This window comes from Streptomyces sp. MS06, assembly GCF_047200655.1.
In the GTDB taxonomy this organism is placed as follows: Bacteria; Actinomycetota; Actinomycetes; order Streptomycetales; family Streptomycetaceae; genus Streptomyces.
Map to the genome: position 1 here is coordinate 1 of NZ_JBJZOJ010000037.1, position 25,953 is coordinate 25,953.

The 25,953-nt window shown below is 70.3% G+C and carries 22 protein-coding genes, 3 tRNA genes and 1 pseudogene; 12 read left to right on the forward strand and 14 right to left on the reverse strand.

Features of this window, described 5'->3' with window-relative positions:
* Positions 1-48: 48 nt before the first annotated feature.
* Positions 49-363 (reverse strand): YtxH domain-containing protein, encoded by a 315-nt coding sequence (locus ACL02U_RS20325; RefSeq protein ID WP_412792287.1) that lies wholly within the window; start codon positions 361-363, stop codon positions 49-51.
* A gap of 168 nt (positions 364-531) precedes the next feature.
* Between ACL02U_RS20325 and ACL02U_RS20330 the strand changes: the two genes are divergently transcribed.
* From ACL02U_RS20330 to ACL02U_RS20340, 3 genes are all read left to right on the forward strand, one after another.
* A tRNA-Asn gene (locus tag ACL02U_RS20330) sits at positions 532-604 on the forward strand.
* 5 nt (positions 605-609) lie between these two features.
* Positions 610-682 (forward strand) — tRNA-Asn (locus ACL02U_RS20335).
* A 177-nt stretch (positions 683-859) separates the two neighbouring features.
* Positions 860-936 (forward strand) — tRNA-Ile (locus ACL02U_RS20340).
* Between the two features lie 350 nt (positions 937-1,286).
* Here the strand turns inward: ACL02U_RS20340 and ACL02U_RS20345 are convergent.
* The 3 genes and pseudogenes from ACL02U_RS20345 to ACL02U_RS20355 all read right to left on the reverse strand — a co-directional run.
* Positions 1,287-1,700 (reverse strand): PIN domain nuclease, encoded by a 414-nt coding sequence (locus ACL02U_RS20345; RefSeq protein WP_205382947.1) that lies wholly within the window; start codon positions 1,698-1,700, stop codon positions 1,287-1,289.
* Positions 1,697-1,954 carry a type II toxin-antitoxin system VapB family antitoxin gene (locus tag ACL02U_RS20350; protein ID WP_412792288.1) on the reverse strand — a complete coding sequence of 86 codons (258 nt, stop codon included), beginning with the start codon at positions 1,952-1,954 and terminating at the stop codon, positions 1,697-1,699. The genes ACL02U_RS20345 and ACL02U_RS20350 overlap by 4 nt, the downstream gene beginning before the upstream one ends.
* A gap of 84 nt (positions 1,955-2,038) precedes the next feature.
* Positions 2,039-2,523: pseudogene (locus ACL02U_RS20355) on the reverse strand (sensor histidine kinase); the annotation flags it as partial.
* A 349-nt stretch (positions 2,524-2,872) separates the two neighbouring features.
* Between ACL02U_RS20355 and ACL02U_RS20360 the strand changes: the two are divergent.
* The 3 genes from ACL02U_RS20360 to ACL02U_RS20370 all read left to right on the forward strand — a co-directional run bounded on the left by ACL02U_RS20360 (position 2,873) and on the right by ACL02U_RS20370 (position 5,799).
* Positions 2,873-3,337, forward strand: a complete 465-nt coding sequence (locus ACL02U_RS20360; RefSeq protein ID WP_412792289.1) for a hypothetical protein — start codon at positions 2,873-2,875, stop codon at positions 3,335-3,337.
* 9 nt (positions 3,338-3,346) lie between these two features.
* Complete coding sequence (locus tag ACL02U_RS20365; protein ID WP_412792290.1) at positions 3,347-5,185, forward strand: alpha/beta hydrolase; 1,839 nt, start codon at positions 3,347-3,349, stop codon at positions 5,183-5,185.
* Between the two features lie 110 nt (positions 5,186-5,295).
* On the forward strand, positions 5,296-5,799 hold the full coding sequence (locus ACL02U_RS20370; protein WP_412792291.1) for a hypothetical protein: 504 nt from the start codon (positions 5,296-5,298) through the stop codon (positions 5,797-5,799).
* Positions 5,800-5,959: 160 nt separating this feature from the next.
* Here ACL02U_RS20370 and ACL02U_RS20375 read toward each other — a convergent pair whose 3' ends face one another.
* Both ACL02U_RS20375 and ACL02U_RS20380 read right to left on the reverse strand, forming a co-directional pair.
* A complete protein-coding gene (locus ACL02U_RS20375; protein WP_412792292.1) occupies positions 5,960-7,105 on the reverse strand; it encodes an ISAs1 family transposase in 1,146 nt (381 codons plus the stop codon).
* Positions 7,106-7,302: 197 nt separating this feature from the next.
* Positions 7,303-8,892 carry a ricin-type beta-trefoil lectin domain protein gene (locus tag ACL02U_RS20380; RefSeq protein WP_412792293.1) on the reverse strand — a complete coding sequence of 530 codons (1,590 nt, stop codon included), beginning with the start codon at positions 8,890-8,892 and terminating at the stop codon, positions 7,303-7,305.
* A 918-nt stretch (positions 8,893-9,810) separates the two neighbouring features.
* On the opposite strand from ACL02U_RS20380, the gene ACL02U_RS20385 reads away from it, so the two are divergent.
* Positions 9,811-10,899 (forward strand): sugar ABC transporter substrate-binding protein, encoded by a 1,089-nt coding sequence (locus ACL02U_RS20385; RefSeq protein ID WP_412792294.1) that lies wholly within the window; start codon positions 9,811-9,813, stop codon positions 10,897-10,899.
* A gap of 404 nt (positions 10,900-11,303) precedes the next feature.
* Here ACL02U_RS20385 and ACL02U_RS20390 read toward each other — a convergent pair whose 3' ends face one another.
* From ACL02U_RS20390 to ACL02U_RS20405, 4 genes are all read right to left on the reverse strand, one after another.
* On the reverse strand, positions 11,304-11,876 hold the full coding sequence (locus ACL02U_RS20390; RefSeq protein ID WP_412792295.1) for a DUF4352 domain-containing protein: 573 nt from the start codon (positions 11,874-11,876) through the stop codon (positions 11,304-11,306).
* Between the two features lie 140 nt (positions 11,877-12,016).
* Positions 12,017-12,592, reverse strand: a complete 576-nt coding sequence (locus ACL02U_RS20395; RefSeq protein ID WP_412792296.1) for an OsmC family protein — start codon at positions 12,590-12,592, stop codon at positions 12,017-12,019.
* A 254-nt stretch (positions 12,593-12,846) separates the two neighbouring features.
* On the reverse strand, positions 12,847-15,213 hold the full coding sequence (locus tag ACL02U_RS20400) for a transketolase-like TK C-terminal-containing protein (protein ID WP_412792297.1): 2,367 nt from the start codon (positions 15,211-15,213) through the stop codon (positions 12,847-12,849).
* A gap of 50 nt (positions 15,214-15,263) precedes the next feature.
* Positions 15,264-16,472, reverse strand: coding sequence for a trans-sulfuration enzyme family protein (locus ACL02U_RS20405; protein WP_412792298.1), 1,209 nt, complete (start codon positions 16,470-16,472; stop codon positions 15,264-15,266).
* Between the two features lie 290 nt (positions 16,473-16,762).
* Here ACL02U_RS20405 and ACL02U_RS20410 point away from each other — a divergent pair, with 290 nt between their 5' ends.
* Complete coding sequence (locus ACL02U_RS20410) at positions 16,763-17,068, forward strand: Lrp/AsnC family transcriptional regulator (protein ID WP_412792345.1); 306 nt, start codon at positions 16,763-16,765, stop codon at positions 17,066-17,068.
* A 189-nt stretch (positions 17,069-17,257) separates the two neighbouring features.
* Here ACL02U_RS20410 and ACL02U_RS20415 read toward each other — a convergent pair whose 3' ends face one another.
* Entirely contained in the window at positions 17,258-17,659 is a 402-nt protein-coding gene (locus ACL02U_RS20415) for a hypothetical protein (protein ID WP_412792299.1), read from the reverse strand.
* A gap of 124 nt (positions 17,660-17,783) precedes the next feature.
* Complete coding sequence (locus ACL02U_RS20420) at positions 17,784-18,677, reverse strand: LysR family transcriptional regulator (RefSeq protein ID WP_412792300.1); 894 nt, start codon at positions 18,675-18,677, stop codon at positions 17,784-17,786.
* A gap of 93 nt (positions 18,678-18,770) precedes the next feature.
* Between ACL02U_RS20420 and ACL02U_RS20425 the strand changes: the two genes are divergently transcribed.
* The 4 genes from ACL02U_RS20425 (at position 18,771) to ACL02U_RS20440 (ending at position 24,453) form a co-directional block, all read left to right on the forward strand.
* The gene (locus ACL02U_RS20425) at positions 18,771-19,859 is read left to right on the forward strand and encodes an alcohol dehydrogenase catalytic domain-containing protein (RefSeq protein ID WP_412792301.1); all 1,089 of its coding nucleotides are present in this window, start codon (positions 18,771-18,773) and stop codon (positions 19,857-19,859) included.
* A gap of 352 nt (positions 19,860-20,211) precedes the next feature.
* A complete protein-coding gene (locus ACL02U_RS20430; RefSeq protein ID WP_412792302.1) occupies positions 20,212-20,490 on the forward strand; it encodes an SHOCT domain-containing protein in 279 nt (92 codons plus the stop codon).
* A 408-nt stretch (positions 20,491-20,898) separates the two neighbouring features.
* The gene (locus ACL02U_RS20435; protein ID WP_412792303.1) at positions 20,899-22,572 is read left to right on the forward strand and encodes a hypothetical protein; all 1,674 of its coding nucleotides are present in this window, start codon (positions 20,899-20,901) and stop codon (positions 22,570-22,572) included.
* 504 nt (positions 22,573-23,076) lie between these two features.
* Complete coding sequence (locus ACL02U_RS20440) at positions 23,077-24,453, forward strand: Cys-Gln thioester bond-forming surface protein (RefSeq protein ID WP_412792304.1); 1,377 nt, start codon at positions 23,077-23,079, stop codon at positions 24,451-24,453.
* Positions 24,454-24,702: 249 nt separating this feature from the next.
* On the opposite strand, the gene ACL02U_RS20445 is transcribed toward ACL02U_RS20440, so the two are convergent.
* Positions 24,703-25,365 carry a double zinc ribbon domain-containing protein gene (locus ACL02U_RS20445; RefSeq protein ID WP_412792305.1) on the reverse strand — a complete coding sequence of 221 codons (663 nt, stop codon included), beginning with the start codon at positions 25,363-25,365 and terminating at the stop codon, positions 24,703-24,705.
* Positions 25,366-25,387: 22 nt separating this feature from the next.
* Positions 25,388-25,843: an XRE family transcriptional regulator gene (locus tag ACL02U_RS20450; RefSeq protein ID WP_412792306.1), complete on the reverse strand. Its 456-nt coding sequence runs from the start codon at positions 25,841-25,843 to the stop codon at positions 25,388-25,390.
* Between the last annotated feature and the right edge of the window lie 110 nt (positions 25,844-25,953).

Consider the following 25,953-nt stretch of genomic DNA (forward strand, 5'->3'; position numbering starts at 1 on the left):
CCCCCCCCCCCCCCCGGACCCCTGCGACGCCGTCCTGCCCGGCGCGACTCAGCCGGCGTCGGGGTTGCCGGTGCCCCAGTCGTCCGCGCCGCCGTTGTGGGAGCTGCGCTCCCGCAGGGTGCGCACCCGCTCGGCCACCGAGTCCGGCATCCGGTCGCCGACCTTCTCGCTGACCGCGTGGTACGCCTTGCCGGCGAGCAGGCGGCCCTGCTGCGCCGCGGTCTCGGTGGTGTTGCGCACGGCGGGGTTCTGGGCGACCTGGCGCGCGGACTTCCTCAGCTGCTCGTAGCGTTCGCGACCGGCCTTCGTGCCCAGTACGTAACCCAGGGCGAGTCCGGCGACGAACGTGAGCCGGTAGCGCATGGCAACGACCCTTCCTGTTGTGTCCCTGGTGCGGATCCGTGGTGTGCCGTCGGTGCCGGGGGAACCGATTGGCGGAGCACCCCCCTGCTTGCGCTAATGTATGTGTCGCAGCGAGCGGGCGCCCCCTGGCGGATACCCAGAGAGGTACGTTCGATGCGAACGAGGCATTCCTCCGTAGCTCAATTGGCAGAGCAGCCGGCTGTTAACCGGCAGGTTACTGGTTCGAGTCCAGTCGGGGGAGCTCGGTCCTCCGTAGCTCAATTGGCAGAGCAGCCGGCTGTTAACCGGCAGGTTACTGGTTCGAGTCCAGTCGGGGGAGCAGGTGGAACGAGGACCCCTCTTCGGGGTCCTTTTTCGTTGCAGCGGGAACCGCGCGGGAGGCGGCGCAGTCATCAAGGTCACGAAGGCGTGCGCAGCCGACCGCCGGAGCAGGAGATCGTATGAGCGGCTATGCTGCGGCAGACGGCGCGCACACATGTACGCGACACGCCGCTATGGGGCGGTAGCTCAGCCGGTTAGAGCAGCGGACTCATAATCCGTCGGCCGTGGGTTCGAGTCCCACCCGCCCCACCAGAAACAAGCCTGGACGTGCGGAAACGTCTCTTCTGAGGTGTTGGAACGTCAACTCGGGCTCAACGGACTGAAGCCGCTGCCGTGAGCTCGGCGGCGAGTTGACGGATGGGGGCAGTCAGTGCGCTGACCTGCGTGAATGCGCCGGAGCGTGGTGGGGGGAGGGGCCCAGGAGCGGCCTCGGCGAAGGGCCGGAGGCGTATCCGGGGGCGCTGTGAGGACGCGGGTACGGCGAAGTCTGCCTTCGAGATCACCTCAGGGCAGGGTGCACGGTCCGGGCCGCTGGGTTCTCGACAGGCCGTTGCCGCAGGGCCACCCTGTGCCTCATCGCCGACTGTGCGGCTGTGGAGGCGCTACTGCCTGAGGTCCATCGTGCGGACCGGCTGTCCCGTGGTGCGGGCGATGGTGTCGAAGTCGTGGTCGCAGTGGAGCAGTGTGAGCCCCGCTTCCTCGGCGGCGGCAGCCACCAGGAGGTCGACGGGGCCTGCGCTGCGGTGCTCACCCTTGGCGGTCAGCTGTTCCTGGACGACGCGGGAGCGGCGGTAGACGCCGTCCGGCACGGGGCACCAGACGTAGTGGGCGTCGAGCGCCGCCTTCAAACGCGTACGGTCTGCGGCCGAACGGGCTGAGTAGAGGACCTCGAGTTCGGTGATGTCGCAGATCGCGACGAGGCCGGCGCCGATCCTGTCATCCCAGTCGGCCGTGTTCTGGCGGAGCAGGACGCGGGCGAGCGCGGAGGTGTCGATGAGGTAATCGGCGACGGTCACTCATGCGCTCCGGCGTCGGGGGCGGCGTCGGCCGTGCTCGTGGGCCGGTACCTGCTCTTGTCCAGGAGAAGGTCCATGTCCAGCGCGCCGTCGGCCACCAGCTCGCGCGCTTCGTCGAGTGCGCGCAGACGCCGGTAACGCGCCGTGACTTCCCGCAGGGCGGTGTTGATGGTCTCGCGCTTGGTCGTGGTGCCGAGTTCCTTGGCCGCTTCTTCCAGGGCCTCGTCGTCGAGGTCGATCACGGTACGACTCATGGACGCCCTCCTTGTGCATCAACTAGAATATACCAAGATACAAGATCTTTTATATATGGGACAGTCGGCCGACGACTCAGCACACCGCAGACCGACCAAGCCCTGCTGTGAACCGGGCAGGGACAGGGAGGGACGCGTGGGCGGGGGTGTTGGTGACGGTCACTCCGACGTCGTCGCCGTCCTGCCACAGCTCGACGCACGCCGCGGCACCGGGGGCATGCTTACGGACGTCGGTCAGTGCCTCCTGGACCGTGCGGTCGAGAGCCCGTTGTGTGGCTGTGCCCACGGCGGGCGGAAGCTCACCCGACAACTCCACCCGAGTGCCGCTTGATTCCACCAGTTTGCGCAGGTCGGCCAGGGCGGGCTGAGGCGTCAGCTCGGGGGCGTGGCCGCCGCAGCAGCGTGACCATGGTGCGCAGTTCGTCGAGCGTGGTGACGCTCAGCGAACGGATCGTGCGGGCCGCCTCCTTGGCGTCCGCGTCCTTGGCGGCGACCTGCAGGGCTCCGGCCCGTACGGCGATCAGGCTGACCTGGTGGGAGACCACGTCGTGCATCTCGCGGGCCAGTTCCGATGCCGACATCACCCTCTGGACCGCGCTGGGCCGTCGGAGCTGTCGTACTCCTCGGAGCCGCGATCACGATGGCCGCCGTCGCCCGCAGGCGTCGGACGACCACAGCAGCACTCCCAACGCCCTTCCCAGCACCCAGCCAATCGCCCTACGGAGCCCCAGGATCCACGCCCCCGTCCGATCGATGACCGGCTGCCGTCTGAGTACACGTACTCAGACGGGCTGGTGGCCGATACGGATGGATCACTCGACGCAGCGTTACTACTGTGCTTCCCGACCACCGCAGCGTTGCGGTCGCGCATTCAGAGGATCTCGGCGACGTACGACGAGACACGGGGAGGGGCCACGCATGGCGTGGGACGAGTGGGAGCAGCTCAAGGCTGCAGCGGCCGAACGGCACTCCACACGGATGCAGCTCAACCAGCTGCCCGGCGACCAGAACGGCATGAGTTCGAGCGGCAGTGGCGTTTCGGGCAGGCTCCGGTCCGACAAGAAGGCGTGGTCTACGGCTGGCCAGGGCGTGGGGGACCTGCGGGACAACATCGGCAAGGCGCTGACGAAGCTGGAGCACGGCACGACAGGGCTCGGCAAGGGCTCCGGCAGTTCAACCGCGGCAGCCCAAAAGAGCGTGTACGACTCCTGGGAGCGCCGCGTGAAGGACATCAGCGAGCTGTGCAACGGGCTTGCCGGCGTGCTGGAAAAGGTGGGGAGTGATCAGCTCAAGACTGATGAGGCCATCAAGGCCGAGATCGCTGGGCTGAGGGTCCACTCCGAGGACACGTCCGCCGCCGACGGCACGGGCAAGGGCCGGTGATCCGGACGCATGGACCTCAAGAAGCTCCAGGCCATGAACCCCTCAGAGTACGCGGACGCAGCGGACGGGTACCGCGCGATCAGTGACATGGCCGATGCGGCCAAGGGCCGCATCGACAAGCAGATCACCAAGGTCATGCAGAAGGCCAACGAGGGCCAGGCCGCGGACGCTGCGCAGAAGCAACTGGCCAAGCTCTCGCAGAACTTCCACTACACCCAGGTGGAATGCGGCCTGATCAGCGGAGCACTCAACGGTTTCTCGTCCGAGATCGCCGCCCCACGTCGCCGCCTGATGGAAGCACTCGATGACGCGAAGGCGCTGTCGTACACCGTCGACGCAAACGGCAGTGTTGCGTACCCCGCCGGTGGCGAGAACGAACTGACCGGAGAGAAGATCGCTGGCGGAACGGTCACCGGGTTCAACGGCATCTACAGCCGCGGACCCGGGCCGGACATGACCGGTCTGCGCAGCCCCAACCCGAACCGTGCGAAGGCCCAGGACATCGCCGACCGCATCGCCCACGCTGTGCAGGAAGCCATGGAGATCGACGACCGCTACAGCAAGGCACTGGGGAAGCTCAAGGCGGCCCCTGGGTTGACGGTCGACACCAAGACGTGGACGGACGTGGCCGCCGATGCCGACGCGGTGAGTTCGGCCGCGAGCGAGTACGTCAAGGATCACATTCCGCTGGACAAATCGCCTGCCGACTGCAAGAAGTGGTGGGACAGCCTCAGCGATGAGCAGCGCGACGAGTACAAGCGGGCTTTTCCGGAGATCATCGGCAACCTGGACGGTATTCCGTCCGATGTCCGGGACGAGGTCAACCACGAGAACCTGGACATGCTGATCGGCAAGCTCTCTGGTGAGGACGGCGAAAGGGCCAAGACTCAGCTGGACGCTCTCAAGAGTATCCAGCAGCAGCTGCAGGACAACGCCGCGAAGCAACTGGTGGATCCCAAAGAACCGCCCATGTACCTGTTGGGGGTTGGCGACGAGGGCCTTGGCCGTGCCATCGTCGCGTTCGGGAACCCTGATAAGTCGAAGAACGTGTCGGCGTATGTTCCCGGTCTCGGTACCGCCCTGGACACAGGCTTTGCGGGGGGCGATGTGAAGCGCGCCTATGACACTGCGGTCGACGCCCGGAACATCGATCCTTCCAGCGCATCTATAGTGTGGCTGGGCTACGATCCACCGCAGCTCGACGCTCCCCTTGACCCCGCCACCTTGGTGTCCGATACGGATGTCATGTCCGCACACGACGCGGAGGAGGGCGCACCGGCGTACAACTCGTTCATGGGTGGGCTCGCCGCCACGAACGATCACAAGGATCTGCACCTGGTTGCGATCGGGCACTCCTACGGTTCTCGCCTCGTGGGCGCGGCAACGCAGGAGCCAGGGGGAATCCCCGGAGCTGATGACGTCATCCTTGTCGGGAGCCCTGGAACCGGCGTCAACCACGCGGCAGATCTTGGGGTCGGAAAGGACCATGTGTTCGTAGGCGCGGCCGAGAACGACCCCGTCAGCCACCTGCCATCGAAGAAGGAGGCCGTGGCCGGCACTGTCGGCTTCTTCGGCGGCGGTCCGGCCGGTGCGTACCTGCTCGGGGACCTCGCGGACCAGGGTGATGATGACCTCTGGTTCGGCAAGGACCCGGCCAGCGAGGCGTTTGGTGCCAGACGCTTCAAGGTGTTGGACGGCCCGGTGCCGGTGGTCGACGGGCAGGGGCTGACTCCGGCGCACTCCAACTACTTCAACCCGGCCAGGGACAAGGACCCTGTATCTGCTGCCAACGTCGCGGCCATCGTCACGGGCCGTCCTGACCTCGTCACCTGGGACAAATACCGATGAAGACCCGTGTTGTGGCCCTCGTGGCGTCAACTCTCATCCTTTCCGGTTGTGGCCTCATCGGGGGTAGTGGAAGCGAGGGCGGGAGGTCTGGCGTGGCGAAGGGGACGAACATGAACATGCAAGAAGCGGCCGATCATGCAGAGGGGATCATCGACGCGACCCTCAATGCAATCAACCCGTCGGTCAAGGTCATGCGGGGGCCGTCGAGCGACTCCAGCTGCACCGACTTCAAGAACGACGGCACCGGTACCGGGTCGGTCACCCGTCGACGCTATGTGATGACGATCATCTCGGACGAGCGACGTGGCAGCTTTCTCGGTGTCGTCGAGCGCCACTGGAAGAAGCAGGGTTACAAGATCACTTCGGTGCGAAAAAGTGCCGACATGCCGGCGATCTTCGCGACCGCGCCAAACGGCTTCGAGGTCAGCGTGGAGTTCGGGTACAAGGGCCAGGCGGGTTTCCAGGTGACCTCACCGTGCGTCGACGAGTCGAAGGTCACCGAGGCGCCCAGGCAGCCCCTTGATCCGAACTCACCGGAATCCAAGGGACTCCCCTATGTTCACTCCGACTTCTGGTCGGCGTATACCCCGATCTCCTCAGCCTCGCCGAAGTGATCGCTGGCGAGCCGGCCTATATGTGAGACAGAAGCAGCGATGAGAAGCTGGGCGGCGGTCCGGTTGGGCGAGCGGTCCATCCGGTGGCCGGCGGCCACAGAAGGCAGAATCCAGTCGCGTGTGGGCTCGTTCCGGCGCAGGCCCCGTGCTCACAGGAGGATTATCGCTTCCGCGCCGGGTGCGGCGCGTAGGTCGGCCACAGAGGCTCTGCCCCGGTTCCAGGGTGATTGCAGAGTTCGTTGATCGTGCGTTGGTGCAGGTTAGTTGAGTCCGAGGATGGCCAGTGGCCGCTCGTAGGGGCGGAGGGCTGTCGTGCGGAGTCCGGCGGCGGTGTTGGTTTGGCCTGCGGCACGGAGTTGGTTGATGGCGAAGCTGCGCAAGGTGGCCATGTTCTCCGGGCCGCGGCGGTGCGGATCTTGGAGGCGTCCTCGCGGAAGGCGGTATCCCGGACGAAGTGGAGCCTGTTTTCGATCATCCAGTGCGCCCTCAAGATCGTCGCGATGCGTTCCGGGGATGCCTGGCGGCTGGTCAGGTCGGTGATCACGTAGACGGTCTCGCGGCTCCGCTTGCCGGTCTTGGTGTCGGTGCGGTGGCGTACGACCTTGGCGACCTTGGCGACCTTGGCGACCTTGGCGACCTGGGCGGCGTGGGGGAAGTCGACGCTGAGGTCGGCGACGGTCAGAGCCTGCACGACCCGTGTCTCCTTGCGGCCGTGGCCGGTGGTGCGGTCGTAGAACTTCGCCGTTGCCTCGCCCCAGGGCAGGGATCGCATCTGTTCGTAGAGGTTCTTCTGGTTCCGCGTCACCGTGAAGGCGTAGTGCGCCCTCTTCCCCTCGACGAGGAAGCGGGCGTGGTCGCGCTGGGTGTGCAGTGCGTAGCCGGTCACGGTGACCCGGGTGAGGTCGTGGGGGTCCAACAGGGCGGCGAAGCAGGTGATTTCGTTCGTCTTCTCGGGGACTCTCAGCTGGGTGACGGTCATCCCGGTGCCGGTCATCGCGGCCAGCAGGTGCGCGGCCGGGGCGGCGCCGAGGCGCGAGGCGCGGGCGCTCTTGCCGTCGATCGCGAGAGTGTCGGCGTGGGCCGGGTCGTGGCCAAGGAGGTCGGCCAGGCCGCCGGGGCAGGTGTCCTTGATGACCCGGCGGATCGTCGCGCCGCTGGGCGGGATGCGCACGGCCAGGGCGGTCGCGGTACGGGCGCCGAGTCGGGCCAGGACGTCCTGCGGGGCCTCGGTGGCCCACTCGTCGATCGCCAGGAAAATCCTCGCCCCGCTCACCACGGCGGAGCAGGCGATCAGCAGCACTGCCACGAAGGGGTGACGCTTCCCGCGCCGGCACCGCGGATCGGCCAGCGTGGCCAGCCGCTCTGCCAGCGGACCCGACGCGGTGCTGACGGGTGGGCGGCGGCGATGTCATGGGGGGCGAAGGGCGGCCGTCCGGCCGTGCAGCGCACTGCCGGGCACCGCGAGCGGTGAGGAGGCGAACGACTCCGCCGGCGGCCCGGAGTCTACGGGGCAGAGGCGGGGCGCGCTGCCCAGGACTGGGCTTGTCCCGATTTGCGTCCCTTGAGGGCCAGGCCCAGTGGCTCGCCGGCGAAGGTGCCCACGGGGACGACGGCCTCGTCGGGGCGGGGCCGCGACCGGATCACATCGTCGCGGCCGATGATGAACATCATCCGTGACTGCTTCTCCGGGTTGTCGGACTCGCACGGCCGGAGGCCGATGCCGGCGGCGTCGCCTTCAGCCTTGAGGCAGAACTCGGGAGCGGCCATGTTGTGCAGCCGCCCCTCCGAGTCGAGCGACCACTGCTGGGTCGGGGTGGATGTGCAGGCAGCGGCCACGGCATCGGCGTGCTTCTGAACCTTCCCGTTCTTCACGTCGAGGCACAGGCCACTGCCCGTGTGCACCAGCTGAGCGGTGACGCCGACGCGGATCCGGGTGGGCTGCTGTGCGCGGCTCGCGGACCCGGCCGGACTGCTCGGTTCCTGACGCGGTGAACCGCCACCGGTGGGCCGACCGTGGTCCAGCACCGCGTTCGTGACCGTCGCGGCGACCACAGCCGCGGCCGAGACGGTGAGTGCGGCGATGAGAGCCCAGTGCTTCGAGGCGGCGCGATGGGCCGGGCGGGAGCCATGGCCCGTGCCGGCCGAGACCTGGATCGTGTCGGCCGGATTACGTGACGACGCGCTCGGATCGCCCGGGGGGCCGGACCGAGCCTGCGATACCGGCCAGGGCTCGCCGACTTCGCGGACGGGGCGGACTGCGGCGTAGGCCGCTCCGCCCCACACCAGCAGCCCTGTGGCCAGGGCGGTCTGCGGCTCGTTCGACAGCTTTGTCAGTTCGTCCAGCAGGTGGGCGCACGCGTCGCAGTCCGCCAGGTGTGCGACGAGGTCCGGATGGCGCCGGGTGCCCTCGGCGTGCGAGGCGGTCTCGATGATGCGGCCGAACCCCTGGCACTCCGCGGTGCCGCGGGATTCCAGATGCACCCTTGCGTAGGCGTGCTGCAGCGCGACCGGGGCCTTGTTCCTCAGCCCCGGGACGGTTCCCGGGGCGATGCCCAGGTACCGGGCCACGCCGGCGTCCGGTTCCTCGTCGACGACCGAGTACCACAGGACGCCTCGCACCTGCTCGGGCAACTGGTAGAAGGCCCTGAGCATGACACCGGTCGTGCGGCTCGAGGCGACGCGGATCGCGGACGTCCGGGAGTCGGAGAGCTGTTCGGTACTGCGCGCCCACGTCAGGAAGTCGGTCCGCAGCCACTCCTGCCTTTCGTCGGTCGCCCACAGGAGCGCCGTCCTGACCACACAGGTGAGTGCATGGTGACGCCAGGTCCCCGAAGGGTCGATGCCGCTGCGCAGTTCTTCCAGGGCGCGCGTGAAGGCCTCCTCGGCAAGGCGGTTCCCGGCCATCTGGTGGACGGTGCACCCGCGCGCGCAGTTCAGGACGGCGGTCAGATGCCGTCGACGGAGCTCCAGCGCGGCAGGGTCGGCACCCTCGTCCCGGGCGCGCAGGCAATGGGTGAGTTCCGCGTCGGACAGTGGTGCGTAGGTGGGGGATGTGGAGCCAGGATCTGCGCTCCCGGTGTCCGGATATGTCACCTTAGGCCTCGTTTCCTCGTATCGCCGGCTCACGGGTTGCCGCGCGGTGCGACGCCGAGCGGCGCCGGCGGACGGGCACGGCCCCTGGTCGTGCCGCCCGCCCGGGATGACGTGGGGACCTCGTAGGGACGACATAGTGAGTGGTGAAGGGGTGCGGCGTAAAGGGATACCGGCGATAAGTGCATCACGGCGGCAGCTTCCCGGGCGCGGACGCGGGGAGCCCGTCAGTTTTTCGTGAGGAGTTGTCAGGGTCCGTGTGGTCTCGCCTGCATTCCGGCGGACTACGAGCTTGCGCTGCGGTCAGAGGAATTGTCGGGTGTGCCGTGCGCACGGGGTATGTATAGCGTACCGGGTGTGCGGATGTGCAACCCCGGTGAGACGTCATGGTCGACGTCTTGCGGGCAACTGTCATTGCAGGACGACGTGTTCGCCGACCTTGTTTCGGAAGGAGAGAGGGCACTTCGGGTAGGCGTGTGCTCGCACCGGCTCGGCGGGGACGCAACTCCGGGATGGAAGGGGTCGGCCCGGTAGACGGCCGATCCTGGGCGCCGCATTGCAGTACAGATCGGCAATACGGAGGTACTGCCCGACCGATGTCTCAACCAGGCGCGGATGCCCGGCGGTTGTGGTTCCCCTCGGTTCGGGGGCTCGTACCAGAACCGGCGCGTCCACCGGGATCTGAGGGACAGGTGTGCGTATCCGGAGCACGTGACGGTACAGAACGTCCAGGTCATCGCAGTCCGATCAGCGCATTCCACCTCGTTTCGGGGAGGTGGCGCAGTGTAACGTCGTGCGTGGATCCGGTAGTTCCGCTTGACGTCGGCTGTGGTGGCCCGTTGTCCTTTCGTTCCGCAGGGCTGTGAAGCACCCCACGTTCGGAAGGCGCCTGAAGTGAGACCCCGAATACGTCGTATCGCCATGCCCGTGGCAGTCTCCATGACGACCCTCTTGCTCGGATGCGGAGCGCTGAACGAGACGGGGAAATCCGGAGACGCGAGGCCGACCAAGGGTGACGACCTCACTGTGGGACTGCTGATGCCCGAGACGACGAACACGCGATACGTGAATTTCGACTATCCCATCATCAAACGCAGGATCTCCGAACTCACGGAGAATCAGGGCAAGGTCCAGTATGCGAACGCTGGGGCGAGCGCGAGCAAGCAGGCCCAGCAGATGCAGAAGATGATCGATGGCCGGGTGGACATCATCCTGCTCGACGCCGTCGACTCGCACGCCGTCTGCGGCCTGGTGAAGAAGGCCAAGAACGCGGGTATTCCGGTCATCGCCTACGACCGGCTCGCCGAAGGTCCGATCGACGCGTACGTCTCCTTCGACAACGAACTCGTCGGTGAAGTGCAGGGGCGCACCCTGCTGGCGGCGATGGGGCCGGAGGTCGACCCCTCCACGAAGATAGTCATGATGAACGGCTCGCCCACCGACCCGAATGCTGCGCAGTTCAAGAAGGGCGCTCTGTCGGAGCTGAAGGGCAAGGTGACGATCGCGAAGTCCTACGACGTCAGGGACTGGAGCCCGGATTTGGCCCAGGACCGTATGACCGAGGCGCTCGACACGATCGGCGCGGATGACATCGCTGCCGTCTACTCCGCCAACGACTCCATGGCGGGCGGCATCGTCAGGGCCATGAAGGCTGCAGGTATCAGCCGCATTCCGCCGCTCACCGGTCAGGATGCGGACCTCGACGCGGTGCAGCGCATCGTCACCGGCAAGCAGTACATGAGCATCTACAAGCCCTACCCGGACGAGGCCGAGGTCGCCGCCGAGATGGCTGTCTACAAGGCCCAGGGCAAGGGCATCCAGTTCGACGCCCTCACCCAGGACCACGTCGACAGCCCGACCGACAAGGACATCCCGGCCCAGTTGGTCGCGGTGAGCGCCCTGACGCAGAAGAACATCAAGGCGACGGTCGTGGCGGACGGCGTCTACAAGATCTCTGACATCTGCATCGCGAAGTTCGCGGCCGCCTGTATGGCGATCGGCCTCGACTAGTACTCCAGCACGACTTCTGTATTTCTGCTGGTCAACGGCCTGGCGGTGGGGAGTGTAGCGGGGGTGCGCCCTGGATGGGACGGTCTTGGACCGGCCGTCCACCCAACGTGTGCCCACGCCGCATGCGATGACCACCCTCCGAGCAGTCCGGTACATCGTGATCCACGATGTACCGACGAACGCCTGGGACCTGGAACTCGAAGAACTTCCCGCCCCGGCATCGAGGATGAGCACCTCGCCGTGGCCGAACTCGGCCATGAACCCCGCGCATCCCTGGGCTCTGCGGGCCGGTTACCCCGTGGCGAGTGCGGTCACCCGGATCTCGGCGGTCTGTGCCACGGGCCACCCGCACACGGCGGAGCCCCCGAAGGCATGACCTCGAGGGCTCCGCCGTGAGTTCCGGGTCAGGACAGCTTCCACTCCGCGGTCTGCTCGGCGAACCCGGAGTCCATCGTGAACTGGACGGTGGCCACCTTCGATGCCTTCGGGACCTCGAAGACGACCCAGCCGAGTGCCTTCGCGCCGGGCTTCAGCTTCACGTCCGAGGACATGGACGGCCCGGCGGAGATGTCCGCGAGGGTTTCTCCGAACCGCTGTCCCTGGCTGTCGGCGACCTGAGTGCCGTTGCCGGGGCTGTCGCTGTACACGGCGGTGCCGGTGTTGACGAGCCGGAACTGGACGCCGACGAACCGCTTCCCCGAGCCGGGTTCGGTGAACTCGTCGGCCGGCTTGGCCGGGTCGGCGATCTTGACGACGGTGACGTCGAGCTTGCTGCCGTCGTCGCCGCCCTTGACGCTGATGGTGTCGCCGACCTTCGCCGCTTCGGGCGTCTTGGGCGGGGCGCTGCTCGTGTCGGATGCCGGCGTGCCGGCGGCGGAGGACACGGGCGTGGAGCTGATGGTGTCGCCGGAGCTGCAGGCGGTGAGGGTGGTGCCGAGGGCGATGGCGGTCGCGATGGCCGCGGTGCGGATGCGCATGGTCTCCCCGAGGACGATGGCTGTTGAGCGGCCATCATGCGCCGTTCGCCGGGGCCGGGGTGCCGATGTGACCGGGCTGTGACGCTTCGTCACCGGATTGCGACTCGGGCACGGCGGAGCCCCGGCCCCGGCCCCGGCCTTCAGGCCGGGGGATGTGACAGGCCCTCGTCCGTCAGCAGGATCGTGGTCACGGTGACGGGGTTGGCCAGTGTGTCCCTGATCGGTGACCGCTTCTGGACGTGCTCGGTCAGCTCCTGCAGCTGCTCCGTCGTGGCGTTCGGCGACTCCGCCCGGACGTGCACCCGGATCTCCTGCGCGCCCGGCCGGACGGCCTCGTCGAGAGCGAGGAAGCCTTGGAGGTCGAAGTCGGTCTGCAACTCCAGCCGCAGGGAACTCAGCTCGATCCCGCGCGTGGCCGCGATCGTCGAGAACGTCACCGCGTAGCAGCCCGCGAGCGCCTGCAGGACGTACTCGCCCGGGCTCGCCGCACTGTCCGTGCCGAGCAGGGCCGTGGGCTCGTCCGATTCGAGGACGTACCTGGCGGTGCGGCCGGTGACCACCCGGTTGTCCTGAAGGAGGTCGGTGGTCGTGGCCCGCTGGCGGCACCCCTGGTCCCACTCGGACCGGACCCCGAAGGTGACCTGGGCCAGTCCCGGCTTCTCCCGGACCGCGTCCACGGTCCGGCGCAGTGCTTCGGTGTCGACACCGTTGATCATTGAGGTTCTCCTTGTCGTCGGGGGATGGTGGTGAGGGGAGGACGTTCGGCGGCCGGGGCATCGGCCGCTGCCGGACGACGGGCTGGCAGCGGCGCCGGCGTGACGGCACGGGAGCCGGCGTGACGGCACGGAGCGGCGCCTCCACCGCAGCGGTGACGGCGGCGAGGGGCACGCCGCCCCGGCCACCGACTCGCCGGGCGGCGGTGGCGCTCCCTCGGATCGTCATGATTCGGGCGTTCCTTCGCCGTACGGCGTCAGTCGACGAGGTCGAGGGCGGCGGCGACGATGTCGTCGGTGCCGATGCCGTGGTGCCGGTAGACGTCCTTGAGCGCGCCGGCCTGCCCGAAGCGGGTGACGCCGAGCGTGGTGACCGGCACGTTGTTGACCGTGGCGAGGAACGCCAGGGTGTGGGGGTGGCCGTCGAGCACGGTGACCAGGGGGGCGGCCCGCTCCGCCGGGAAGACCCGGTCGAGGATGCCGTGCGGGCCCTGCCCCAGGCCACGGCGGGCCTGCAACGCCCGGAAGAGCAGGTCCGGGCTGGTGACGCAGACGACGTCCGCGCCGATGCCGAGTCCGGCCAGCCGGTCGGCGGCGCCCAGGGCCTCCGGGACCATTGCGCCCACGGCGGCCAGGGTCACCTCCGGTGGCGCCTGGTGCCGTCGGAGCGTGTACGCGCCGGCGACCACCTGCCGGCGGCGGCGTTCGCGGGCGGCCGGGTCGTCCGGGACGGCGGCCAGGGTCTGGTCGACCGGGCGGGTGGACAGCCGCAGGTAGGCCGAGCTGCCGGCCGGTCGGCCGAGTTGCCCCAGGGCGGCGAGCAGGCACCATTCGGTGTCCAGGACGAAGGCGGGCTCATAGGAGAGGCAGCCGGGCTGCTCGATGCCGAGGGAGGGGGTGGTGATCGACTGGTGGGCCCCGCCTTCGGGGGCCAGGGTGACGCCGGAAGGGGTGCCGACCAGGATCGACTGCCCGCCGGCGTAGATGCCGAAGGACCAGGGTTCCAGAGCGCGGTTGACGAACGGGTCGTACAGGACGCCGATGGGCAGCAGAGGCTGTCCCCAGCGGCTCCAGGTGGCACCGAGCTCACCGAGCAGACCGACGAGGTTGGTCTCGGCGATGCCCAGCTCCAGGTGGCGGCCGGTGGGACGTTCGCGCCAGTGCAGGATGGTCTCGGCGTCGTCGGCGAACCAGTCGGTGCCCTCGGTGGGCGACCACACGCCGGCCTTGTTGATCCAGCCGCCCAGGTTGGTCGTGGAACTGACGTCGGGGCTGACGGTCACGACGCGGTCCGCGGTCTCCGGCGCCCGGCGGTTGAGGTCGAGCAGCGTACGGCCGAGCGCCTGCTGGGTGGTGCCGGTACCGGTCGGGGTCCGTCCGAAGTCCTCCGGGACGGCGGGTGGCCGCCGCGCTTCGTGCTCTCCCCGCCGCAGGCGTTCGGCGGCCGCAGCGCACAGGGCGGCCTCCGCGCTGCCTTCCGGGAAGAGTTCCCAGGGCCTGCCCGGGTCGGTGCCCGAGCAGGCAGCCAGATCCCGCATCTGGTCGGCGGTCAGCAGCGAGGAGTGGTTCTGCGGGTGCCCCTCGGTCGGCAGCCCGTGTCCCTTGACCGTGTAGGCGAGGATCGCGGTCGGACGGGTGTCGTCGATCGACGCGTACGCGTCCAGCAGGGCACCGAGGTCGTGACCGCCCAGGTCGCGCAGCGCGGTGTGCAACTCCTCGTCGTCCAGGTCGGCGATGAGCCGGGAGACCGGTTCGCGGGCCGGGCCGGTGCCGGGCAGGCGCTCGCGCAGCTGCCCGGGGGCGCAGCGCAGCAGGCGCTGGTACTCGGGGTTGCTCATGGCGTCCAGGCGTGTCCGCAGGGCATCGCCGCCCGGCCGCGCGAACAGCTCCCGCAGCAGGCGCCCGTACTTGAGGGTGACGACCTGCCAGCCGGCCGCGTCGAACATGCCCGCGAGGCGGTCGGTGGCGTTGCCGGCGACCACCCGGTCCAGGGACTGGCGGTTGACGTCGACGATCCACACCACCTCGCCGAGACCGGGGACCATCGGGTCGCGCAGCGCCTCCCAGATCGCGCCCTCGTCGAGTTCGGCGTCGCCGAGCAGCGCGTACTGGCGACCGGTGCCGGCCCCGCCGAACCGGCCGTCGACGTAACGGCGCGAGATCGCGCCCCAGAGGGGGGCGGTGGCGCCGATGCCCACCGAGCCGGTGGAGTAGTCGACGGTGTCGGGGTCCTTGGTCCGGCTGGGGTAGCTCTGCAGGCCGCCGAAGGAGCGCAGGGTGTCCAGGTACGAGACGTCCAGGTCGCCGAGCAGGTAGTTGATCGCGTGCAGCACGGGTGACGCGTGCGGCTTGACCGACACCCGGTCGGTGGCGGCCAGTTCGTGGAACCACAGCGCCGTCATGATGTCGACCATCGAAGCCGACGACGCCTGGTGCCCGCCGATCTTCATGCCGGTGTCGTCGGGCCGGCCCCGGTTGGCTGCGTCGACGATGGCGGTGGCGAGCCACAGCACGCGGCGCGAGATCGCGTGCAGAGTGGTGGTGTCGGGCCGGCCCGCACCCGGGGCCGGGAGGGCGGACCGGGCCGAGGTCGCCTCGGACGAGGCTCTCGTGTCGTTGCGCATGGAGAGCGGCCTCCTCTTCGGTAGCGGTGGTCTAGTACGCGGTTGCAGTACTAGGCGCGGGACGCGCCCGCGGGCACGGGAGCCGGGCGGGGTGCGGCAAGGGCCTGATCGAGATCGGCCATCAGGTCCTCGGAGTCCTCGAGTCCTATGGAGAGCCGGACCAGGCCGGCGGAGGGCCGGGCCTCGGCGGCGACGGGCCGGTGCGTCAGCGCGGCCGGGTGCTGGATCAGCGAGTCGACACCGCCCAGGGACACCGCGTGGGTGAACAGGCCGACCGCCGAGGTGACGCACGCGGCCTGCTCGAAGCCGCCGCGGAGCTCGATGGAGATCATCGCTCCGGTTCCCCTCATCTGGCTGCCGAGCAGGCTGTGCGGGTCCCCCGCGTTCCCCGGGTAGTGGACGCGGGTGACGCTCGGGTGAGTGGTCAGCCACTCGGCGATGCTCCGGGCGTTCGCCTGCTGCGCGCGTACCCGGATCGGCAGGGTGGCGAGTCCCCGGTGCAGGAGGTAGGCGCCCAGCGGGTGGAGCAGGCCGCCGGTGACGGCTCGCACCCGGCGCAGTGCGGCTGCCTGCTCCTGGCCGCAGGCGATGACGCCGGCGACGACGTCGCCGTGCCCGCCGAGGTACTTGGTCGCGCTGTGCAGGGCCATCGCGGCACCGAGGTCGGTGGGGTTCTGCAGGACCGGGGTCGCGAAGGTGTTGTCCACGAGCACGGGCACGCCGGGAGCGGCCTCGACCACGGCACGGATGTCGACCAGGTCGAGAGTCGGGTTGGCGGGCGTCTCCACCACGACCATCGCCGTGTCGGGCCGGACGGCGGAGGCCACGTCCGCGGCGGTGCAGTACGTCACCTCGGTTCCGAGCAGACCCGAAGCCAGCAGGTGGTCGGTTCCGCCGTAGAGGGGGCGGACGGCCAGGACATGGCGGCGGGTCCCCTGCACGGTCGCCAGGACCGCCGCGGTCATCGCCGCCATGCCCGAGGAGAACGCGACAGCCGCCTCGGCGTTCTCCGTCCGGGCAAGTGCCGACTCGAATCGCGCGACCGTCGGGTTCCACAGCCGCGCGTAGACGGCCCCGCCCTCCGCGGTCGGCGTCCCGCCGGACGCCATGGCCTCGTAGGACAGGCCGCCGGCCTCGATGTCCGGCAGCGGGTTCGTCGACGACAGGTCGATGGGAGGAACGTGAACGCCGAGTTCCGCCAGGTCCTCACGGCCGGCGTGCACGGCGATGGAGTCAGGTTGCAGGCGCGACGAAGTCATGCGCAGACTGTGGGAGGATCCACGAAGAAGTGCAAGATATGCTGTGGTAATTGTGCGTGCTTGCCAATATTGGTGCAGATTCCTCAAAGGGAGGGCGTGTGGCGGACCGGCAGTCGAAGAAAACACAACCCACCGCGGGAGCGCTCGACGGTACCGATCTGGCCATTCTCGCCGCGCTCGTGGAAGACGGCCGGATGACCAATGCGGCGCTCGCGGCCCGGGCCGGCGTCGCCGAGTCGACGTGCGCGTACCGGGTGCGCGCCCTGCGAGAGTCCGGTGTCGTCACGAGCATCGGCGCGCGGCTCGATCCCGGCGCACTCGGCCGCCCCATCCAGGCCATCGTCAGGGTCCGGCTGGGGAGTCACAGCCGCGAGCACGTCCGCAACCTGTACGACAAACTGGTCGACCTGCCGGGCGCCTTGACGGTCCTCCACGTCGGCGGCACCGACGACTTCCTCCTGCACGTTGCGGTGGCAGGACCGCAGGAGCTGCGAGACCTCATCCTGGAACACGTGACCACCCACACGATGGTCCGGCAGACGGAGACCCAGTTGGTGTTCGAAGTCCGCGAAGGCCGCGGTGTGCTCCCCGGGTGAGCCCACGCGGCGGGTCTCCCCGGCCACTGGTCGGGGCCCGGCCCAGGGGGCACCGGACGGAGGCGGGCCGCCCCTCGTCCCCGGAACGGTGCGACGGCGGGCGCGACGGCCTCCGAAGTGCGTCGCACCCGCCGGGCGGTGTCCGGGCTCACCCGGGCGCGGTACCCGGGCCGCGCGGGTCCGACGCGGTCAGGCCGCGGGGCAGAGGGTCTTCCGGAGGCCGATGTTGAGGTGGCCCCCGTCGTCGTCGGTGAGCGTGACGCCGCCGTACGAGAACCGCTGTGCAGCTGCGTGGTCCGGGTTCGCGGCACCCCCGTCGAGGGCGGAGCACTGCTTGCGTGCCGCGTCGACGGCCTTGTCCTCGTCGACGGTGAGCTTGGCGTTGACGTCGCGGATGGCGGCGAGGACGGCGTCACGCTCGGCGCCGGTGGGCGCGGCCGGAATGCCGGCGGCCTGCTCGGCTGCGCTGCCGCCGGTGCTCCTGGTGGCGCCGGGTGCGTCGCTCTTGCCGTCGTCGCTGTCGCTGCTGCAGCCGACGAGCGTCACGGCGAGCGCGGCCGTGGCCACGGCGATGGTCGTGCGGATACGCATGATTCCCCCTGGATCGATGTCGCTACGGGAACATCATGCGCCGCGGGCGGCAGCCCCAAAGGTGCGGTGACGGGGCTGTGACACAACGCGGGCCCGGCCGGTACGTGGCCGGGGCGGCCGACGATCAGGCGGACGAGACGATGGCCCCGGCGACGGCGGCGACAGTCGGGGCCGGTCGGCCGGGAAGGCGCGCCAGGAGGATCCGGCGGATCTCGGGGGGCGCCCCCTCCACGCGCAGCAGACTCACGGCGTGCGGCAGTACCGCCGACATGCGGGCCGGGACGGTGGTCACGCCGAAACCGGCGGCGACGAGCTGCAGTTTGGTCAGCCAGTCGCTCGTGGTGTGGACGACGCGCGGCCGCCCGGGCAGCCCGGGCCACACACCGAGCAGGGGCTCGGACCGCGACGGCGGCGCGCCGATCCAGGGAGCGTCGACCAGTTCGTCCACGTGCACGGTGGTGCGGCCGGTGAACATGCCGACGGCCGGCGCCCCCACGAGCAGCTCCGTCTCCTCGACCGTCTCGACGTGCAGCCGGGGGGACTCGCCGTCCGACGGCCGGTGCGGCGGGCGGGACGTGAGTACGGCGAGGTCGATCGAGCCCGCCCGCAGCGCCCGCAGCAGGCGGGGAGTGGTGCCCTCCCGCGAGGTGACCGCGATGCGGGGGCCGACTGCCGCGAGGCGGGCGAGCACGGCGGGCAGCAGCACCGCCCCGGCGCTGGGGAACAGTCCCAGGCGCACCGGGTCGGCCCGCGAGGCGGAGCCGGTGAGCTCCTGCTCGGCCGCCTCGACGGAGTCGAGGATGGCCCGGGCGTGCCGCAGCAGCGTCAGACCCGCGGGGGTGAGCCGAACCCCGTCCGGGCGGCGCTCGAACAGGGCTGAGCCGGCGCCGCGTTCGAGGGCAGCCGCCTGCCGGGAGATCGCCGACTGGGTGTAGCCGAGCCGGGCGGCCGCCGCGGTGAAGCTCCCCGACTCGGCGACCTGGCGCAGGACCCGGAGAGCGGTACTGGAGAAGTCCATGCGTATTACGCATACCAGAGATGCGGGATCGTCGCTTGGCGCATGCCTCTGCCGCTCCTAGCCTCGGTGGGGAAGAACCAGGGAGGCAGACAGATGAGAGCAGCAGTCCTGACCGCGTTCGGTGCCCCGCTCACCGTGCGGGAGGTGCCCGACCCGGAGCCGGACGGCGGAGAGGTGGTGGTCGAGGTCCTGGCGACCTGCGTCCCGCCGTACGCCGGAGAGGTGTTCAGCGGTCGGCGCAAGTACCCGCTCGAACCACCGGTCGTCCCCGGGCCCGGCGGAGTGGGGCGGGTCGTCCGGGTCGGCCCGGACGCCACCCGGCTGCGCGTCGGAGATCCGGTGTGGTGCGACTCGACGGTGCGCTCCCGGGACGACGCGCTGACCCCCGACATCACGCTGCAGGGCTGGAGCTCCCGAGGCGAGGGCGGCGCACGGCTCGCCCGCCACCTGCACGACGGGGCGTTCGCCGAACGCATGCGGGTGCCCACGGAGAACGTCTTCCCGCTGCCGGCCGAAGCGGAGGCCGATCCGGCCCGCTGGGCCTCGCTCGGCGTGTACACCATCCCGTACGGCGGGCTGCTGGCGGGTGGGCTCGAGGCGGGCGAGACGCTGCTGGTCAGCGGTGCCACCGGCAACCTCGGCAGCGCGGCGGTCGCCGTGGCCCTGGCCATGGGGGCGGGCCGGGTGATCGCGCCGGGCCGCAACCGCGCGGCGCTCGGTCTCCTCACCGACCGCTTCGGGCCGCGCGTGCGCCCGGTCGAGCTGAGCGGGGAGGAGGAGGCCGACCGCGCGGCCATGTCGGCGGCCGCCGACGGCCCGATCGACATGGTGATCGATCTGCTCCCGCCCGCCGCACCCGCCTCGGCGGTGCGGGCCGCGGCGATGACCGTCCGCGAGTACGGCCGGGTCGTCCTGATGGGCGGTGTCGGCATGCTCGGCGGTGCGGACCTCGCCCTTCCCTACCCGTGGATCATGCGCAACTCGGTCACCGTGCGGGGACAGTGGATGTACCCGCGCTCGGCGAACCTCGGCATGATCCGCCTCGTCGCCGCAGGGGCGCTCGCGCTCGATCCCGAGCGGGTCCGCACCTTCCCCCTCGACGCCGTCACGGACGCCGTCGGGCACGCGGCCGCGCACGGCGGGCCGTTCGAGCGCACCGTCCTCACACCGTCCGGCCCCTGACGGGCCCGAGCGCCGCCCAAGGGACGTCCCCGCTCCCGCGCGCGGTGCCCGGCCTGCCCCGCTGTCGACCGGTACGGGCGGGCGCGAGGCCCGGACCGCCGCCGGCAGGCCCCCGCGCCGCCCCCGCGCCGCCCCCGCGCCGCCCCTGCGGCGGCCGGTCGGCGCTCTCCCTCTCCGGCCGACCCGCCCCGGCCCGCCCGCCCCGGCCCGCCCGCCCCGGCCTGCCCGGCCCGCCCGGTGCGGACGGTGCGGGCGGTACGGGCGGGCCGGGTCGGCCGGGTGGCTGGACCGAACGGCCCTGGTACCGGTCCCGGGCCGGGCGGACAGTGGAAGGAGAGAGCCTCGTGAGGCGGTGACCGCAATGATGTACTGGGACGGTGGCGGCTGGGCCTGGATGGCCTTCATGCCCCTGCTGTGGATCGTGTTGATCGGCCTCGCCGTCTGGGGTCTGGTCCGTCTGGTGCAGAACTCGTCCCACGGTCGCCCGGACGCCGGCCGCGGCGGGCCCACGGAGAACCGGGAGACCCCGGAGGAGATCCTGGACCGCCGTTTCGCCAGCGGTGAGATCGACGCGGACGCCTACGCCGAGGCCCGCAAACACCTCGCGGCCCACCGGCCGAGAACCCGGTGAACCGCCCGAAGCGGCCGCCCGGCACCGGGCGGCCGCTTCGGGCTCGCCCGGCGTCCTGTTCCCGGCGCACTGTTCCCGGCGTCCTGTTCCCGGTGTTCTGGTCCTGCCGTTCCCTTTTCCGCTGCCCCGGTCCTGTTTGCCCTGCGCCGTCACCTCGGACTGCCGTCCACGAGCTGTTGACGTTCGATCTATTTGGCGAATCGCCGCATCCGGTCGAACGTCCCGCTGTTACCGTCGCGTGACATGCGTTCCGGCGCGTGCGGAGAACTGATCCGCCGTGCCGGCGGGGTGACCGGTCCCGTCACCCCACTGCGTCGGCGGGTACCGCGGCGTGCGCCGGTTGTCCGGTGCCGCCTCGGGCCCGCCGCCACGGGGGGGAAAACAGTGGACGAGGCAAGGAGCAGGTCAGTGCCCCGGAAGAACTTGACACGATCCTCACGTGCGTCGCGGCGGGACCACGCCCGGCGCTGGCGGAGGTCGAAGCTGTCGGTCGCGTTGGTCGGCGGCCCGGTGATCCTCGCGGTGGTCGCCGGATCGGTGTTCGCGGCGGGCAGCCGCCACTCACACCATCGGCGGGCGGCCGGAAGGTACACCGCCCGGCCGACGCAGGCCCGCACGCCGAACGCGGAGTGCACACTGCTGGTCCCCGACCATCCCCTCACCGCCCGAGGGCTGGCCACGCCGTACGAGCTCGTCGCGACGGACCGGAGGAACGGTCCGTGCCACGAGGCCAATCCGGACCAGGCGGCGTTCGTGGAAGCGGTCATCCTCACCAAGGACGGCAAGCTGTCCGTCTACGACCCGCTGGTGGTCGACCGGGGGACGCGGCCGGCCGCGCGCCCTGTCCGGCCCTCGGTGCCGAAGGGCTCGACGGTCGGTATCTGGTTCGGTTTCAACAGCGCAACTCTCACCCTGCGATCGAAGGGCCGCTCGAACAGCCTGGCGCAGGGCAAGTGCGTCAACGGCGTACGAGGCTCCCTGTTCGGCCAGTTCGCCTACTGCAACGCGCCGGCCTTCTTCAAGGCGGCCGATGACCGGATAGCCGACAAGCAGCTCGAGATCCCCGCGCTCGGAACCGCCAAGGACGGCCTGCCCTGCCCGACGACCAGGGACTTCTCCGTGGTCGACCAGGACGGCAGCGACAACGTGGTCACCCGCTACCTCGCCGACGGCCGGGGCCGGATCGCCCACGACAACGCCGCGAGCCGCAGAGCGATCGGCCGGACCGGGCACCTCCACAACCGCGGCGACCGCCACCACCGCCACGACGGCCGGGTCAGGTCGGCGAAGGCGAACACCCCCAGGGACCTCGCCAACGGCAGTGACAACCTGCTGCTCACCCAGTTCATGGATCCGGCCCTGGGCTGCGAGCCGTTCACCGCGCCGAACCAGTCCAGCGACGGCAGGGCCACCTCCGCACTGGCGCTGGACGAACTGTCCGCCGCGGCCAACCAGAAGGCCCCGATCGCGCTGATCCCGCAGAACGACCCGATGACCCGCGTCAACGACCACGCCAGCAAGAGGAAGACCGACGCCTACCGGGCGGGGGTCGACATGCCCGCGCTGGGCGCCGCCGACGACGGCGACGGTGCCGCCTACTGCAGCACCCTCTTCGGGGACCCGGCCGGGATCAGGCGGGTCTTCAAGGACAAGGCGATCTTCGAGGACGCGCCCTCACCCGACCCGGCGACCGCGCCGAACCTGTTCGGGTTCCTCGCCGCACGCGCCAACGGGACCTTCACCGACCTCGGTTGCGACAGGCTCCTCCACGTTCCCGATCCGGTCGCCCTGACGAGGAACGACGACGGCCTGGTCACCGATGCGGTGCTGGCACCGCTCGGCCGGACGCGGCCGTCCCCCGATCCCGCGGGCAGCGCCTCCGCGACGGTTCCGCCGGGCGCTTCCGCCCGCCCCACGGGTGACGCTCCCTCACCGTCGGCCTCGTCGAGCGCCTCCGCCTCCGGCGCCGCTTCCCCGCCCGTCTCCGCCTCCGGCTCTGCCTCTCCGTCCGCTTCCGATTCCGCTTCCGCCTCTGCCGGCACGGCGACGGCGAAGCCGACCCGATCGGGTCGCCACTACTGAGGGGACGCCGCGGTCCCGGCCCGGCCGGGCTCCGGGGCGTGAGCCCCGGAGCCCGAGCAGCCAGCGGAAGCCGAGCAGCCAGCGGAAGCCGAGCAGCCAGCGGAAGCCGAACAGGTGGCGGAAGCCGAACAGGTGGCGGAAGGCGCACAGTTCGCGGGCTCCGAAGGTATGACGGGTGGGAGTCGTCCGCGCGGCCGGGGAGCCGGTCCCGGGCGATTCCCGGCCGGGCCTGGTGGCGGCACCTCCGCCGTCCCACCCGAATGACCGGCAACTTTCGTCGGCAGCAGTCCCTTTGAGCCTTCCGTGCCATGCAGAACCGGTCAGCTCATTCCGTCCCGGTAGTATGCCGGGACTCCGGTGTCCCTAGGATGGGCGGCGACCAACTCGGGCCGCGTTCTGGGGGCGTGGCATGTCGGCGGTGTGCCCTGCTGCGCGGCCGCCGGGAGGAGACACATATCTATGTTCCGTGTTCGCGGCCGGTCCATACCGTCCGTCCCTGCTGTCATGCTCGCGTCGTCCCTGGCCTGTGCCGGAAGTCTGGCCTTCGCCGGAACCGCGGCGGCCGATGACGGGGGTCAGGACAACGTCGCCGTTCTGGGGGAGATCATCCACGGCGACGCCGTCGACATCGTCGACGGTTCGGGCGGTGTCGAGGAGAAGCTCACCGGGGGCACCATCCGGCTGAAGCTCAAGGACGGCAACCTCGAGACGTACTGCATCGACATCCACAACCCGACGTCCAACGGTACGAAGTACAGCGAGACGGACTGGGACCACTCGGTGCTGTCGGACAAGAAGGAGCGGCTGGGGAAGATCCGCTGGATCCTCCAGCACGCCTACCCGGTGGTGCAGCCGGGCGCGCTCGGTGCCAAGGTCGGCGCCGAACTCGACGAGGACACCGCTGCCGCCGCCACCCAGGCCGCCATCTGGCACTTCTCCGACGGGGTCAACGCGCACCCGGAGGACGACGACGCCGACAAGGTCACCAAGTGGCTGGAGGAGCAGGCCGAGAAGAACGGCTCCACCGAGGAGCCCCGCCCGTCGCTGGAGCTCAACCCGGACAGCGTCTCCGGCAACAGCGGGGACTCCGTGGGCCCGGTCACCGTCGACACCAGTGCCGACAAGGTCTCGCTGAGCCTGGACGACAAGGCGAAGGCCGCCGGAGTCACCGTCGTCGACGGTGACGGCAAGGCCGCCACCACCGCCAAGAACGGCGACAAGCTGTTCTTCAAGGTGCCGTCCGACGCGGACAAGGGGCAGGGCACCCTCACCGCCTCGACCACCACCCGCATCGAGGTCGGCCGGGTCTTCGCGCCCATCGACCACAAGAGCCAGACCCTGATCCTGGCGAGCAGCACCGACGTGCCGGTGACCGCCACCGCCACCGGTGCCTGGGCGCCCAAGGAGGTCAAGGGCCCGATCCCGGCCGTGACCTTCGAGAAGGACTGCGCCGCGGGCGGTGTCCAGGTCACCGCCACCAACAAGGGCGACCAGGACTTCACCTTCACCCTGAACGGTGAGAAGCACACCGTCCAGCCCGGCAAGTCCGAGACCGTGCTGGTCAAGGTCGGCGAGGACGAGTCGTACGACATCAAGATCGCGGGTGTGGGCGGCTACGGCCCCTGGGAGACCCACGGCGTCCTGGACTGCAAGACCTCGGGCGGCAGCGGCGGCCCCTCCGCCACCCCGACGCCCACCCCCTCGGCGAGCACCCCGTCGACCTCCGGTTCGACCACGGGTTCCACCACCGGCGGCGACCTCGCCGAGACCGGTAGCAGCAGCGCCACCCCGGTGATCGCCGGTGTGGCGGCACTCCTGGTGGTGGCCGGCGGCGGCCTGGTCTTCTTCCTGCGCAAGCGCCGTTCCACGCCGTCCGCCTGAGTGACGGCGGCTGCCGGGTCGCGCTGACCCGGCAGCCCGGCCCCACGGGGTGAGCCCGGCCGCCGCCGGACGCCGAGAGCGTCCGGCGGCGGCCGTCTCCGTTCCGGGCGGCGGCCGTCTCCGTCTCTGGCGGCGGCCGTCTCCGTCTCCGGTGGCGGCCCGGTCCTCCTTGCTCCTCCGGGCACGGCCCTCTTCCGCCACCCGCGACCCGGGAGGCGCGGCCGGGTCGCGCGCCCGCGGTCTGCGGCGCTACCTGCGGGTGCCGCAGGAGGGGCAGAAGGCGGCGCCCTGGGGAACGGGCGTCCGGCAGGAGGAGCAGGGGTCGGGCTGGGCCAGGTGGAAGCCGCAGCCGGGACAGTAGGCGGCGCCGCGGGTCTCCGTGGAGCACTGCGGGCAGACCAGCTGCCGTGCGGTGTTCACGTCGAAGTGCTGGCCGTTCTGCTGTCCGGCGGTGTAGGAGCGGTCGGACACCGCGTCGTTGAGGCCCCGCTGCGCCGCGGCCGCCGCCTCGGCCGCCGTGTCCGGCAGGCACTGCAGGCACATGCCCTGGCCGGCGTTCCAGCACCGGCCGCAGACGTAGTCGGTGCACCGCGGGCAGCGGTTGAAGTGCGACTGCGCGGCGGATATGGCCTGCCGGAAGGCGTCGTCCCGGGCCGGTCCCCAGCCGGCCTCGGCCAGGCCGTCCGCGGCCCGCGAGGCGCCGTAGCTGCCGCGGCCGAGCAGCCCGTAGGCGAAACCGGACAGTTTGCCGACCCAGCCCGCCATCCGGCCCCGGCTGTACGGCACGAACGGCGAGCGCCAGGTGTCACGGCACCGGGAGCAGTAGAAGTCGAACTGGAAGCCCGCCCCCGAACCGTACTGCTCGCATCTGTCGTTGTAGTTGTTGCTGAAGTAGATCTCTCCGGTGCTCACGCCGGCCCCCACGTCCCCTCGTTCACGCTCTGGTGTTCTGTTCGTCCTGGCCCGGCCCACCGCGGCGGGCCGCCTCGCGGCGGGCGATGACGTCGATCAGCTCGCTGACCGTGTCGAGTCCCTCCGGTGACAGGCCCACCGCCCGCAGTGCCACCCGCTGCACCCCCGCGTCCCGCAGTGCGCCCAGGACCTCCAGCTCCCGACCGACCGCGGCGGCCTCCTCGCCGTCGAAGAAGTACGCCGGCGGCACCTGGAAGAACCCTGCGAGGGCCTCCAGATGCCGCTTGGTCGGGTTGTCCCGGCGGCCGGTGCGCAATTGCCACAGATAGGTCGCGGAAAAGCTCTCGCCGGTCGCCTCGCGGCACGCCCTGGCGACTTCCTCGTTGCTGTAGGGCGTGCGGTCGGGGCGGCGGACGACGCGGAACAGCGTCTCGATCTTCTCGGCGAGTGCCGCCGCGCCGCCGTCCGTCTCAGGCATGTCTTCCTGCTCCGACTCGAGTCAGCCAGTATGGATGTGAAATGCAACGAGATTTACCCTAGTTGACACGATGGGGTTTCGGCCACAGGCTGAGGACACGCCGACTCGGC